12 protein-coding genes and 1 pseudogene are annotated in these 12898 nt (G+C 53.3%); 8 read left to right on the top strand and 5 right to left on the bottom strand.

All coding sequences use genetic code 11. The features are described 5' to 3' along the window. Positions 1 to 122 precede the first annotated feature (122 nt). Positions 123 to 278, top strand: a pseudogene (locus IMW75_RS27545) (LEA/WHy family protein); the annotation flags it as partial. A gap of 117 nt (positions 279 to 395) precedes the next feature. Here the strand turns inward: IMW75_RS27545 and IMW75_RS21395 are convergent. From IMW75_RS21395 to IMW75_RS21385, 3 genes are all read right to left on the bottom strand, one after another. Then, positions 396 to 1685 (bottom strand): sensor domain-containing diguanylate cyclase, encoded by a 1290-nt coding sequence (locus IMW75_RS21395; RefSeq protein ID WP_205893682.1) that lies wholly within the window; start codon positions 1683 to 1685, stop codon positions 396 to 398. Further along, positions 1682 to 2047 (bottom strand): PAS domain-containing protein, encoded by a 366-nt coding sequence (locus tag IMW75_RS21390; protein WP_205893681.1) that lies wholly within the window; start codon positions 2045 to 2047, stop codon positions 1682 to 1684. Before IMW75_RS21390 ends, IMW75_RS21395 begins: the two co-directional genes overlap by 4 nt. 608 nt (positions 2048 to 2655) lie before the next feature. Then, complete coding sequence (locus IMW75_RS21385; RefSeq protein WP_205893680.1) at positions 2656 to 3861, bottom strand: GGDEF domain-containing protein; 1206 nt, start codon at positions 3859 to 3861, stop codon at positions 2656 to 2658. A gap of 208 nt (positions 3862 to 4069) precedes the next feature. Here IMW75_RS21385 and IMW75_RS21380 point away from each other — a divergent pair, with 208 nt between their 5' ends. Next, on the top strand, positions 4070 to 4444 hold the full coding sequence (locus tag IMW75_RS21380) for an ATP-binding cassette domain-containing protein (RefSeq protein WP_052672965.1): 375 nt from the start codon (positions 4070 to 4072) through the stop codon (positions 4442 to 4444). A 123-nt stretch (positions 4445 to 4567) separates the two neighbouring features. Here the strand turns inward: IMW75_RS21380 and IMW75_RS21375 are convergent, their stop codons facing one another. Beyond that, the gene (locus tag IMW75_RS21375) at positions 4568 to 5662 is read right to left on the bottom strand and encodes a GNAT family N-acetyltransferase/peptidase C39 family protein (RefSeq protein ID WP_045058349.1); all 1095 of its coding nucleotides are present in this window, start codon (positions 5660 to 5662) and stop codon (positions 4568 to 4570) included. Between the two features lie 94 nt (positions 5663 to 5756). On the opposite strand from IMW75_RS21375, the gene IMW75_RS21370 reads away from it, so the two are divergent. From IMW75_RS21370 to IMW75_RS21350, 5 genes are all read left to right on the top strand, one after another. Then, positions 5757 to 7337 (top strand): RimK family protein, encoded by a 1581-nt coding sequence (locus tag IMW75_RS21370; protein ID WP_045058348.1) that lies wholly within the window; start codon positions 5757 to 5759, stop codon positions 7335 to 7337. A 3-nt stretch (positions 7338 to 7340) separates the two neighbouring features. Beyond that, a complete protein-coding gene (locus IMW75_RS21365; RefSeq protein WP_205893679.1) occupies positions 7341 to 8252 on the top strand; it encodes a magnesium transporter CorA family protein in 912 nt (303 codons plus the stop codon). A 194-nt stretch (positions 8253 to 8446) separates the two neighbouring features. Beyond that, positions 8447 to 8911: a thiol-disulfide oxidoreductase DCC family protein gene (locus tag IMW75_RS21360; protein WP_205893678.1), complete on the top strand. Its 465-nt coding sequence runs from the start codon at positions 8447 to 8449 to the stop codon at positions 8909 to 8911. Between the two features lie 152 nt (positions 8912 to 9063). Continuing rightward, positions 9064 to 9624 (top strand): GTP cyclohydrolase I FolE, encoded by a 561-nt coding sequence (gene folE, locus IMW75_RS21355; RefSeq protein WP_045058346.1) that lies wholly within the window; start codon positions 9064 to 9066, stop codon positions 9622 to 9624. 143 nt (positions 9625 to 9767) lie between these two features. Further along, complete coding sequence (locus tag IMW75_RS21350) at positions 9768 to 10214, top strand: PAS sensor domain-containing protein (RefSeq protein ID WP_045058345.1); 447 nt, start codon at positions 9768 to 9770, stop codon at positions 10212 to 10214. A 69-nt stretch (positions 10215 to 10283) separates the two neighbouring features. On the opposite strand, the gene IMW75_RS21345 is transcribed toward IMW75_RS21350, so the two are convergent. Next, the gene (locus IMW75_RS21345) at positions 10284 to 11348 is read right to left on the bottom strand and encodes an aldo/keto reductase (RefSeq protein ID WP_205893677.1); all 1065 of its coding nucleotides are present in this window, start codon (positions 11346 to 11348) and stop codon (positions 10284 to 10286) included. Positions 11349 to 11363: 15 nt separating this feature from the next. Between IMW75_RS21345 and IMW75_RS21340 the strand changes: the two genes are divergently transcribed. Next, complete coding sequence (locus IMW75_RS21340) at positions 11364 to 12344, top strand: LysR family transcriptional regulator (protein ID WP_336512438.1); 981 nt, start codon at positions 11364 to 11366, stop codon at positions 12342 to 12344. The last annotated feature ends 554 nt before the right edge of the window (positions 12345 to 12898 follow it).

The raw sequence follows: 12898 nt of genomic DNA, 5'->3' as shown, positions 1-12898 counted from the left end.
AGGCTTCGCCATTCTTGTGCTGGCAAAATAGGAAGTGGGCTAATTGCCACAGATGAAGAAATCGGGAGCATAGCTTCGGGGGATCAGATGGTGGCTTTGAATGTGGGGTTCATGGAGCGGATACGTTACGCCAGACCCTGGGACTGAGCCAGACGCAGACCCTCAACAACCTGCCGTACGTACTACGTGGAAAACTCGCCGCAGGCTTGTTCGGCACCATGCGGTTCGTCGATAGTGGCAAGCTCAGTTTGCCGGGGACGACATCCGGCACCTGGTAACGTTGACTCAAGAGCTCGATTAACATGGATGCCGCACCCACCTTCACCTGATCATCCACCGACAGCTCAAACACACCGTGGCGAAGATCGCGGTGTGGAGAAACATGATTCCAACGATCAGAAGTCATCAATATCGACTATACAGTTTCTACCCTTGGATTTTGCGTGGTAGAGCGCGGCATCTGCGCAGACCAGCAACTGCTTGAGAGTGGATCGCGATTCACTCATCGAGGCACAACCAATACTGACAGTGATTTTTATTTCCCCACCGGCGGAGCTTACACTGGATGCTTCAATGCTGCTCCTGAGTCGCTCCGCAACAACTGAAGCCTCGAGGCCATTGCTCTTAGGCAACATAACCGCAAATTCTTCGCCCCCAAACCTGGCGATAGTATCTCCGGGCCGAAGAACGCCCTCAGCAATTTTAACGATAGACTTGAGAACCTCGTCACCCATGGGATGCCCCCAACTATCATTCACTTGTTTGAAGTGATCGGCGTCCAGCATGATGATCGATATTGATTGGCCGTATCGATTTGCCCGAGCAAACTCTTTCTCTGCCAAATTGAAAAAATGAGCGCGATTAACTGCGCCCGTGAGATGGTCTTTGGTGAGTAAATTGGCCAGGTTATCACTCGACACCTTCCGCTCGGTGATATCTCGGCACACAACGGTATAGCCAGAAAACTCGTCATCCTCTTCGCGCAGAACGGCGATCATGGTTTGAGCAAAAAACGTGTGTCCTGATTTGTGTTGGCAAAGATAGTCTCGTGAATGCCAACCTTCTTCGCGCGCGAATGTGAGATGCTCATCAAAGACATCAACATCCACGTCTGGCAAGTTACAGAATCGGCGCAACGTCTCTCCGATAGCCTCGGATTCCGCGTAACCTGTTAAACGCTCTGCCGAAGGGCTCCAGCTATTAATGACTCCCTGTTTAGTCAAACCGAGCACTGCGAAATCATTTACTATGGTATAGATCGCATCCAGCCATGAGTCGGTCTGCCTTAGTCGCCTTTCAGTCGCCACCTGGCAAGAGATATCAGTCAAAACCGTTATCAGAACCTCGTTATTGATCTTCACAATTGTACACGTCAGAACAATACCCCCTTCCGATGCAGGCGACACGTGAATTCTGTGACCTACACATATTGACCCGCACGACTCTCGAAAACTTGTTACCAGGTTACGTAACTCCGGCGCCACGGAAGAAAGCGTTTCAAACAGATTTTCTAGTCCAGTGAGCTTGACCAATGGCATCAACAATTGTGTTGCCATGGGATTAAGCATATCAATGACACCACTGGGATTGGTCCTTACCAATCCGACAGGTGATAGATACATGAATGAGAGTAATGCTTCGTATTCTGACTCGATTGAGTCAGCCCCCGGCTCAATACTATTCATTTTTTTGCCCACTCAATCAGTAGGAAGCGGGTGCTGTTATCCATTTTTTTGAGTAGTCTCATTCGAACGGGGATTGGCCGCATTCTAAGTGCCAGAACGTAAGAAATGATCACGTCCAGTTCAGGTTCATTCTCAAATCTTTGAGCGACCATGGCGTTATTCAAGCATGGAGCAATTTCCAAGAATAAATTTTTACCTAAGACACGTTCCTGGCGCAGGGCCGCGCTTGACGCCTCAAAAGCATTGTAAATCACTACTTTTGCAGCGTCATCAAAGCCAATAATACCGAAGTTCAGAGCATCCAGTTCATCAGGCGCGTCTAATAATGATCCAATTGAAGTCTCTTCAAACGTCAGATTCATTTCCTACTCACTCGCAAAATTAAATATTAATTTTAAAACGCCTCGGGCGTCCAGCACTTCCTACACAACCGCGTAGCAATAGCGCCCTCCCCTTTGGCATTTAATGAGAACATTTCTCTGACGGCAGATTATTCTTATAAAAAGTGAACACCTCATAAATCAATACGACCCGCCTCTACCACCGCTCAGCATCTAAAGCGCCCCCACCAACCCGCCCTCGCGCACCTCCACAATTGGCTGAAAAGCGAAAGAAAATTCCAGATCCAGTTCGCGAGTGTTTTTGCAACCTTGGCATCCATCTGACAAAGTTGATAAGCCAGGAAAAAATTTCACGTGGGGCTCCAAACATCAACTACCATTTTCATCACAGCTGATCTAACAAACTTTGAGCAGTTGAATAAATACGAGATTAACTTTCGAGAAGGCAAGGACTGCCCAGGAGATTTGATTGTAGCAGTTTATTTGCATAACGGCTCTCCCCTACTGATAACTACACGATTTTCACTCCTGAAAACAATATAACGAAATCAAAAACGTTTATAACTTAGACACTTACCCTTATTTCACGCCGATAAACCTATGTATTTATGGAAACGTCACGCGTGGAATCACGACGCTTCAGTCGTTTGTGGAGTGTCACTGAGCGGCGCAGCACTGCGCAGGCGACAAGGCTGTGCCAGTCGCAAGGTATTGCGCCCCAAGCCCTTAGCCTCATAAAGCGCCGCATCCGCCCAGGCAAGCAGGCTAGCGGTGGTATCACCGTCTTCTGGCATCACACAGCAAACACCGATACTGATGCGCACCGGAATGCTTGCGTCACCGAACTGCGCTGGTGTCTCGGCCAAAGAGGCACGCAGTTTATCAAGCACAGCAACGGCGCCTTCGGGGCTCGTACCAGGCAGCAGCACCAGGAATTCTTCGCCTCCATAACGACCAATACTGTCGCAATGACGAAGACGCTCGGTCAGATGGTTAACGCAGTGGCAAATCACTTCATCACCCGCCAGATGACCATGGACGTCATTGATCTGTTTGAAGTGGTCTATATCGACCATGGCCACAGCAAGATAAGCATTCTCTCGGCGTGAACGTTCCAGGTCTTTGGAAAACTGCTCAAGGATAGCTCGACGATTGAGAATACCTGTCAGAACGTCCCGCAGCGCCATCTGCTGGAGTAATGACTCACTGCGCTCCTTGGACAGCAGCACAAGCCCGAGAGAGATCATCATCGCGGTGAAAGTACCGATACTGACCGAGATAGTCTGCTTGAGGTTGCTGACATCGTAGCGCATCTCGGCAGCCCCCCCGCCGAGCACAGCCACCACCCGCATGCCCAGGCCAATCAGGCTGATACTCGCCCCAATGATCAACAGCATCCGTGCACGGCCCTGAGCGGGAATGTAGCGGCGAGTCCAGTAGATGATCAATGCGCACTGCACCATCAACACCCCAGTGGCAGCGAGCATTCTCGGCTCCAGGGTTTCGATCAGGCTTGCCATCAACGTCAGCATCAGTACAGCCGGCGCGAAAACCCGCCACCAAGCCACTGGCAACTCGATAATCTGGAACAAGCTGGCACCATAGAAGGCCAGCGCCACCGCGAGTAATGTATTGGCGGCACCATAGGTCAACCATAATGGAGCATGACCGTAAAAGGTGTAGCCAACGTAGGCCAAGGCATGGGCCAATAAACCAAAGCCAATGGTGAGCAGACCGTCACGCTGGTTGAACTGGCCGACCAGAATCAGACAAAACGCCATGATCGTCGCGACTAACGCGACACAGGCAAAAAGCGTGGGGGTATGGGCAATCATGGAGTCTCACAAGGCGCCGCTGGAAATAGCTCTGATCGTGAGTTTAGCTGAGATGGCCGACTGCCAGTATGTGTTTGTCGGACGACGGTGGTCAGCGAGGACGGGCCAGATGTCGCCGAGGGAGGCTCATCTGGCGAAAAGTCTTCGAGCACACATTTCCCAACCCCATCCATCAAAACAAGCTGCATGAAACATTCTTAATACACGAATGAGATTTATTCCCATAGCCTTGGCCCTTGTTCGCAGTCCCCGGTTATTGCTACTGGACGAGCCGACTTCTGCGCTGGATCTGGCCAATCAGTTACAGATACTTGATGCTGTCAGCAGCTATACACGCAAACATAACATCGTCACGCTGGCGATTTTCCACGACATGAATTTGGCCAGTCGCTATGCCGACGACACAATGATGCTGCACCAGGGCCATGTGCATTGCAGCGGTTCGACAGGCGCCACGTTGACACCGGAAAACCTTGCGCACGTCTATGGCGTCGATTGCCGCGCATTGAGTGTCGACGCTGGGACATTCACCGCGGTCTATCCAGTATCTGTACTTACGCCTGAACAACGAGCAGCCCATTAAATATCAGATTACAGTTTGCTAGCCAAAGACCCCGCGCAGCATGGAGGGTGCGAGTGATGTCTTCAAACAACAATCACTCGGCCAGCGAAAACGCTAACGTTTCGACACCCAGCGAGCGCCCCTTTAGCGTGCGCGCAGCATGACGGCAGCCCGTACTCGGCGAGAGCCAAACGTGCTCATGCGCATAAACTCCTCGTGACTCACTGGCAGGTGCTGGCAATCGATGCTCTGACGGTGGCGGCTGTGATCCACATCCGGATCGTGCAGATACACAAACTCGTCGTCGCAACCTGTTATCAGTACCCAATGAGGGGCCTTCAACCGGGTGAACCGGTAGTTACTGATCAGTACCACGGGTTTGAATCCAGCCACAATTGCTGCGCGGATATCAAAATTGGAAGCCTGCTCCTGTATGACACCCGCTTGCACCAAATCCTCAGCGAAGCTGTCTTCTACCAGCTTCATGATGGCCTTTTTTTCCGGACTGCGTACGCCCTCCAGAAACAGCGAGCCAAGTTGGCTAACCACCAGACGCACCTCAAAACCGCGCCGACAGGCAGCTAAAGCCAAGCCCTGAGGACTGCAGCCACCGTGTCCTGCGGTCATGAAGATGGTAGTCGCCTCGCGCCAGAGCTGAATTTCCTCCTTGCGGCTCATTGGCCGGCTCGTCTCGATGGCAGCCATAGCCATCAGCAGACAGGCCGCGCCGCATGTGAATTCGGTGGTCTGTTGATAATAGGGTACTTGACGTGTCGGCGACGGAGCTTGATGGAGGATTCGCTTCTCGTAACGCAGCGCTTCGGCATGATCTTCGTAGTAGTCTTCGACGACTGCGAAGCGCTGGTATCCATTGGCCTCATACAGGCTGATGGCCGCGGGATTATCGGCTCTGACCTCCAAACGCAACCATGCGCAGTTCCGGGAAAGCGCACGCGTTTGTGCCTCTTCCAGCAGACTCTGGCCGAGGCCATGGCCTCGCCATGCCTGACTGACAGCGATTGAATACAGGCGTGCGAGTGATGTGCCACGATGAAAGAGCAACAGGGCATATCCCGCCAGTTCTTCCTGGCATTCGGCGACAATCAAACAACTATTGGCACGGCTGACCATCCAATGAAAATTGCGCTGGCTCAACCGATCAAGCGTAAAACACTCCTGTTCCAACGCGACCAATTCGTCGATATCGTCCGTCGCTGCAACGCGAAAGTTAAAAAGCATGGTGGCACCGTAATGTTTGAGTAACGAACCGGGACAGACCCGGATGTCCGTGATTTATTGAAGCGGCGTGTTCTTCAATAGGGATCGATTACTCATGTCAGCGGTGCAAACCAACGTGAACGAAGTATTGGACAAATCGGAACGTTCCACAATATCTCTCGTCGAGGAGCCTCCCAGCACGGGGCGTTCAGGCAGCCAGTTGCTGATCCTCGTCGAACGCAAGGAAGACTGGGCCAGCTACCTCCCCAGTGAAAGCCTGATGCTTGCCCAGGATTACCTTGAGCACAGCGACGACCTCCCCGGTCGCACGCAGGTGATCAACCTCTGCCGCAACTACAAGTACCTGGGCCAAGGCTACTACTGCTCTTTGCTTGCCGAAGCGCGCGGGCACAAGGTGTTCCCGTCGGTGCGCATCATCAGCGAGCTGTCGCGCAAGGCGCTGTACGGGGTGGGTCTGGATGATCTTGAGCGCACCCTGGAGCGGGCGCTGGCCAACCATCCTTATGGCAATACCGAAGCCTTTACCCTGTCATTGTATTTTGGCAAAGCCACCATTGAGTCACTGCAAGAGATCGGCCGTCAGCTCTTTGAGGCGTTCCCCTGCCCTATTTTGCTGGTGGAATTTCGCCGTGGTGAGACGTGGCAGATTGCCGGAATCAAACCCGGTGCATTGCACAAACTGCGTGATGAGCAACAGCATGCTTTTGCCAACGCATTGGATGCCTTCAATCGGCGCACATGGCGACAACCGGCGTCCAAGCGTATGGCTCGATACGACCTGGCAATATTGCAAGATCCCGCAGAGGCGCTGCCACCTTCCAATTCATTGGCGCTGGAGCGATTTGTTGAAACCGGCAAACAGCTTGGTATCGATGTCGAACTTATCGAGAAAAAAGACTATGCGCGCCTGGCAGAATTCGACGCGTTGTTCATTCGCGAGACTACCCGCGTAGACGACCACACCTACCGTTTTGCCAAAAGAGCCGAGAGTGAAGGTCTGGTGGTCATCGATGATCCATCTTCCATCCTTCGTTGCACCAACAAGGTGTACCTGACTGACCTGCTCAAGCGACGCGGCCTGGGAATGCCAGCGACGGAAATCCTCTACAAGGATCGACCTCAGGAACTGGAGCAGGCAGGCCGTCGGTTGGGCTTTCCTCTTGTACTGAAAATTCCCGACGGCTGCTTCTCGCGGGGTGTCATCAAAGTCGCCGATGCGCAGGCGCTGTCGTCGGCAGCACAGGAATTGTTCGAGCATTCGGTGCTGCTGCTCGCTCAGGAATACTGCTACACGGAGTATGACTGGCGCGTAGGCGTGCTTAACGGCGAAGCCCTTTATGCCTGTCAATACTTCATGTCCAAGGGGCATTGGCAAATCTACAACCACAAAGCCGTGCCTGGTGAAATAAACGGCATGTGCAAGGCCGTCCCGATCGAGCAAGCGCCGCCAGAGGTTGTGCAACTTGCAGTCGACACCGCACGGCTGATCGGCAATGGCCTTTACGGCGTCGACCTTAAACAAGCCGGTGACCGGGTGTTGGTGATTGAAGTCAACGACAACCCTAACCTGGATGCGGGAACCGAAGACGCCGTATTAGGCGATGAGCTGTATCGGCGGGTGCTTCAAGCATTTATCCAGAGGCTGGAACTCAAACATCGCGGCCAGGCGTGGTAAGCGATGATCGAAGCCTACAGCATTCAGGAAGGTAACCTGTGCCAGGCGCCCGACGATCAAGCCAGTGTCTGGCTGTGCGTCGCACCGGATGCCGGCGAGCAGTTGCTGCTCCGGGAACGATTGGGGATCGGCGCCCAGGCGCTGGAGTCATCCCTGGACCCGGACGAAGTAGCGCGCATCGAGATCAAGCCAGACCATCTGTTCCTGATCTGGAAGCGACCGGAGAGCTTCGATGGCCGAGCGTTCAATGTGTCGTCGTTCGGAGTGGTGTTGAGCGAGCAGAGGTTGGTGGTGATCTGCGCGAGCAACTCACTTCTAGCAGGTTTGGAGAGCGACTCAGCGCTGAGCGGCCCTCTGGATGTGCTGATGGCGCTGCTGGCTGAAAGCGTGCATCACTATTTGGGCCACTTGCGTGTTGTCAAGCAGATGGCCCGCGAGGTGCAGCAACAAGTCAGCCGCACAATGGATAACCAGCAACTGGTGCAGATGTACAACTTGAGCGAAAGCCTTGTGTACTACGTGAACGCCATTCAGAGCAATGGCGCAGTACTCGCCCTGCTTCGAAGCCATGGCCAGCGCCACGGGTTCGGCCCAAGTCAACTGGACTCGCTCAACGATCTGATTATCGAGAACGAGCAGAGCTACCAACAGGCAAAGATCCACGCCAAGGTGTTTGCGAATCTGATAGAGGCACGTGGCAATCTGGCGAACAATGGCATGAACCTGGCGCTGCGCAACCTGACCCTGATAAACGTGGTTTTCCTGCCACTCAACCTGATCGCAAGCATTGGCGGCATGTCGGAGTTCAGCATGATGACCGCCGCCATACCTTGGTGGGTGTCATTCCCCTGTTTGGTTGTTGGCATGGCTGCGATAGGCGGCGGCATGGCCGCGGCACTGCGGCGAGTGGCTTGATGATCCGCGCTTGAAGTTGGACCGAGCAGGACTGTGCAGCCCGCCACGCGCAGCGCTATTGCTGCTCTTGTGATCTCTACTTTGAACGATGCCCGGCGGGCGGGCGGATCATTTTCACGGCAAACGAATGACCATGATTGTCAGTTGGTTTTTTTAGGCTTATCTTGTACAAAACCTATACAAGATAGACATCAATGTACAATAAAGAGCATTGGCCACTGACGCTGTACTTTGACGGTACATGCCCGCTGTGCGCGCGTGAAATCAAGATCCTGCGCCGACACGCCGCAGGGAGTCGACTGCTGTTTGTAGACATCAGCAGTGATGCCTTCGACGCAAGGACACTCGGGTTTACGCTCGAGCAAATGCAGTCCTCGCTGCATGCCCGTTTTGCCGATGGCCGCTGGGTAACCGGACTGGACGCCACTCTATGGAGTTGGCGAGCCGCCGGCCTGGGGTTCTGGGCAACGCCACTGACATGGCGTGCAGTCCGGCCGCTGCTCGCCGCAGGCTATCGCCTCTTCTGCCGCTTACGCCCCCATTTGGCCTGGTTGCCTCATCCAGAGGGTCGCCGTCGATGTGTCGACAGCTCTTGCACAGTGCCGGAATCAAAACCCGTACCCGGCGAGCATCTCACCTGCAAAACTAAGCAGCCCTAGAATGCTTCGCTCAGGTACGGCCTGAGGAAGAACCTGAGCGACAGGTGACAGGGCGAAGCTCGTGTTCCTGAGTCAGATCTTACGCAGCCCAAACGCCCCTAAAGCCAAGGATGGCCGTCACATGAACCGCAGCATGGCTGCGAGGAATAGAAATGAACCCATCATTAGCCGACCACTACCGTGAAATTCTTGTCAGCGTAGGCGAGAACCCTGAGCGTGAAGGATTGCTGGACACGCCCAAACGCGCAGCCAAGGCGATGCAATACCTGTGCAACGGCTACACGATGAGCCTGGAAGAAGTGATCAACGGTGCCCTGTTCGAATCGCTAAATGATGAAATGGTCATCGTGCGTGATATCGAACTGTATTCATTGTGTGAGCATCACATGCTGCCCTTCATCGGCAAGGCTCACGTCGCATACATCCCCACCGGAAGAGTACTGGGGCTGTCGAAGGTCGCACGGGTGGTTGATATGTTTGCCCGCCGCTTACAGATTCAGGAAAACCTCACAAAACAAATCGCCGACGCCATTCAGCACATCACCGATGCCGCCGGCGTGGCTGTGGTCATAGAGGCCAAGCACATGTGCATGATGATGCGAGGCGTGGAGAAGCAAAACTCGGTGATGACCTCATCAGTGATGCTGGGCGCCTTTCGCGAGTCGTCCGCTACGCGCCACGAGTTCCTGCAACTGATCGGGCGACCAGCTTGACACCAAAGGTCGCGCCTGTCCGCGCATACCTTTCTCGCTGGCGGCGCCTTGGTCAGTCATAGGAATGCTGTCGAATTGTGTCGAAAGCATTTTGAAACCCCAAGTTGTCCTAAAATGATGTGACATTCACTGGGGCTCAGAAAATGATCAATGCAGAATTGCTTCAACTGATGGTTGAAGCATCCAACGATGGCATCGTGGTAGCAGAGCAGGAAGGCGACGAGAACATACTGATCTACGCCAACCCCGCCTTCCAGCGCCTGACGGGCTACGGTGTTGACGACATCCTTTACCAGGACTGTCGCTTTCTGCAGGGTAATGACCGAGACCAAAGCGGCCTGGCAACAATCCGGGAGGCGATAAAGAACTTTCACCCCTGCCGGCAAATCATTCGCAACTATCGCAAGGATGGCAGCGCTTTCTGGAACGAACTGTCGATTACCCCTGTGTTTAACGACGCAGATCAACTGACGTACTTCATCGGTATCCAGAAGGACGTCAGCGTTGAGGTTGAGGCTCGCGAGCGAGTCCGTGAACTTGAAAGTGAAGTCGCACGATTAAAGGAACAATTGGCGCAATTGCGACGCTAAGCCTGACTGCGTCTACTGAGTTAATGCCCGCCGCTCCTTTCAAGACCAATGAGGTTTCAAGTCAATGAATTACCATTGGTGATGCACATGAGAGGCGATTTTCGATTCATACAGGTCACGAACCGCTTGCATCGACTCGTCAGAAATCGGCGATAAGTCACTCGAATCACTATTGGCTTTGGCTTGCTGTGGATTCTTGGCCCCCGGGATGACAGTCGTCACCCCGGACTCCATCAAAATCCAGCGCAATGCAAACTGCGCCATTGTCACGCCCTGCGGCACTAAGGGCCGAAGTCGCTCGACGGCTTCCAGCGCTACATCAAACGGTACGCCGGCGAAGGTTTCGCCTTTATCGAACGCCTCGCCATTTCGATTGAACAAGCGATGATCATCCGCAGCGAAAGTAGTAGCATTCGTCATTTTCCCACTTAGCAAACCGGAAGCCAAAGGCACGCGAACGATAACCCCAACTCCACGTTTTTTAGCCTCTTGCATGAAAAGAGAAGCGGGCCGCTGACGGAAGATGTTGTAGATCATCTGAACCGAAACGACACCAGGGTATTCGATAGCCTTCAAAGCCTCTTCGACCTTTTCCACCGAAACGCCGTAGTGACGTATTTTCCCTGCGGTAATCATGTCCTCCATTACCTGAAAGACATCGGGTTGATAGTAAATTTCGGTAGGTGGGCAATGAAGTTGAACAAGGTCGAGACAATCTGTTTGCAGGTTTCGCAGGGAGCGGTCTACGAAATCGTTCAGATTCGCTCGCGTGTAGCCTTCAGCCACATGAGGATTTAACCTCCTCCCAGCTTTCGTCGCGATAAAGGGCCGATCCCCGCCTCGCTCTTTCATCACATCTGCAATGATGCGCTCCGATCTTCCGTCACCGTAGACGTCCGCGGTATCGATGAACGTCGTGCCTTGGTCCAATGCCCCGTGAAGTGCCGCTTTAGCATCAGACTCTGAAACCTCACCCCAGGCTCCACCGATGGCCCATGCACCAAATCCAATTTCGGAGACTTTTCTGCCCGTGCGTCCAATGACTCGGTGATGCATATCTGCTTCCTCTTCTCTTAGCCCTACATGACGCCACTGGCGAATATTCGCGATCACCCGGTCGTTTGGCGATGTCATCAGGTCGTTGACGGGGTGCTGATATTCGCACAGGCTAAACTGAAATCAGCTCATCAACTCCGTGAAACCTATTCATCCATGACCCAGAAAAATCGCATCGATTTCGCAGACCTGAAGGTTTTCCTGTCCATCGTCCGATGGGGAAGTTTCAAATCAGCAGCTAAAGAATTGGGCCTGACTCCTTCGGCTTTGAGCCATGCCATACGGCGGCTCGAAGACCGCTTGGGCGCAAAGTTACTGAACAGGACAAGTCGTGCCGTATCGCCCACTTTTTTGGGGCTGGATTTAGCGGAGCGTCTGGAAGATGGCTTCAACAAGATCGGCGCCGCGCTTGAAACGTTTGAAGCGCCAGGCGTTGGCAATCTTGGTGAGATTCGTCTCAATGTATTTGCAGATGCTGCCGATCTGCTGATCGCACCAGCAGTCCCTGAATTCGTCCGACGCTGTCCAGGCGTGCGTCTTACGGTAGTGGTCGATAACAGGCCCATTGATATTGTGGCCGAGGGATACGACGCGGGTATACGCTACGGTCATCATGTTCCGAAAGACATGGTCGCATTACCGTTGAGCGGGCCTCAGCGCTGGGTTTTGGTGGCCTCGCCAGGCTATGTCGAGCAACACGGAGCGCCGATGACCATAGAAGATCTGGAGCATCACACCTGTCTTCAACTACTTTTGGGAGATAACTCGAGCTTTCGCTGGGAGCTGCAGGTTGAGGGTGAGCGCAGGAAAATTCGTGTTCCAGGATTGGTGACCATCAATGATACAGCCACAACTATCTCTGCCGCTAAAGCGGGCGTGGGCATCGCCTATGTGCTTGAAGCACGAATAACACCGGAATTAAAGTCTGAAACACTGAGATTGATACTTCCACAGCACGCATCCGCGGAAGATCCATTCCATATATATTACGGTAGTCGTAGATACAATCACCCAGCACTACATACACTGATCAACATTATAAGAGAACAGCAAACCCTTCCAAACCTGTTGTAGGCAATTTTTCACATGCCTGCAGCGTGCTGAGTTCTTCTCCGATCGAATTCACAAAATCATTTTTAATCGAAGCTGGAACGCTAGCCAATCGGACTGATTTTTATCCGATCTATCAACCACCGCCCGGCTGGGCCGGGCAAGGTGCTGGTCGAGCTGGGCGACAGCATCGTTGCGCAGCCCCTCGAACAGGCCTTGAGCGCGGACTCAGCTTCCTGCCGCACGATTAGCCGAACACCCTACGCAGGATGGAGGGCGCAGAGTGATGTTTGTTTGGAGCCGAGATCAAGATGCCAACATAATCGTTACCGAACTGGTCGATCAGTTGGGCTTCGCCCCGATATCGCTTGGTACGATCGATGAAGGAGGAAAACTCTTAGGGCTAGGCGGCCCGCTCATTCTTCAAAATATCGTCAAATATCAATAATCGGACAGCTGAGTGACCATCATTGGCGATGGCTGCGCAGTAGCAAAGAGATCGTAAAGAAATCGTAGATCGCCTTGAGTTCCGCCATAGATATTTTATCCTCCGGAACACATGTCGACGGAAGAACATT

The organism is Pseudomonas gregormendelii, assembly GCF_017114825.1.
Lineage (GTDB): Bacteria > Pseudomonadota > Gammaproteobacteria > Pseudomonadales > Pseudomonadaceae > Aquipseudomonas > Aquipseudomonas gregormendelii.
The sequence above is the reverse complement of the archived record's forward strand: the minus strand, read 5'-3'. Positions and strand labels throughout refer to the sequence as shown.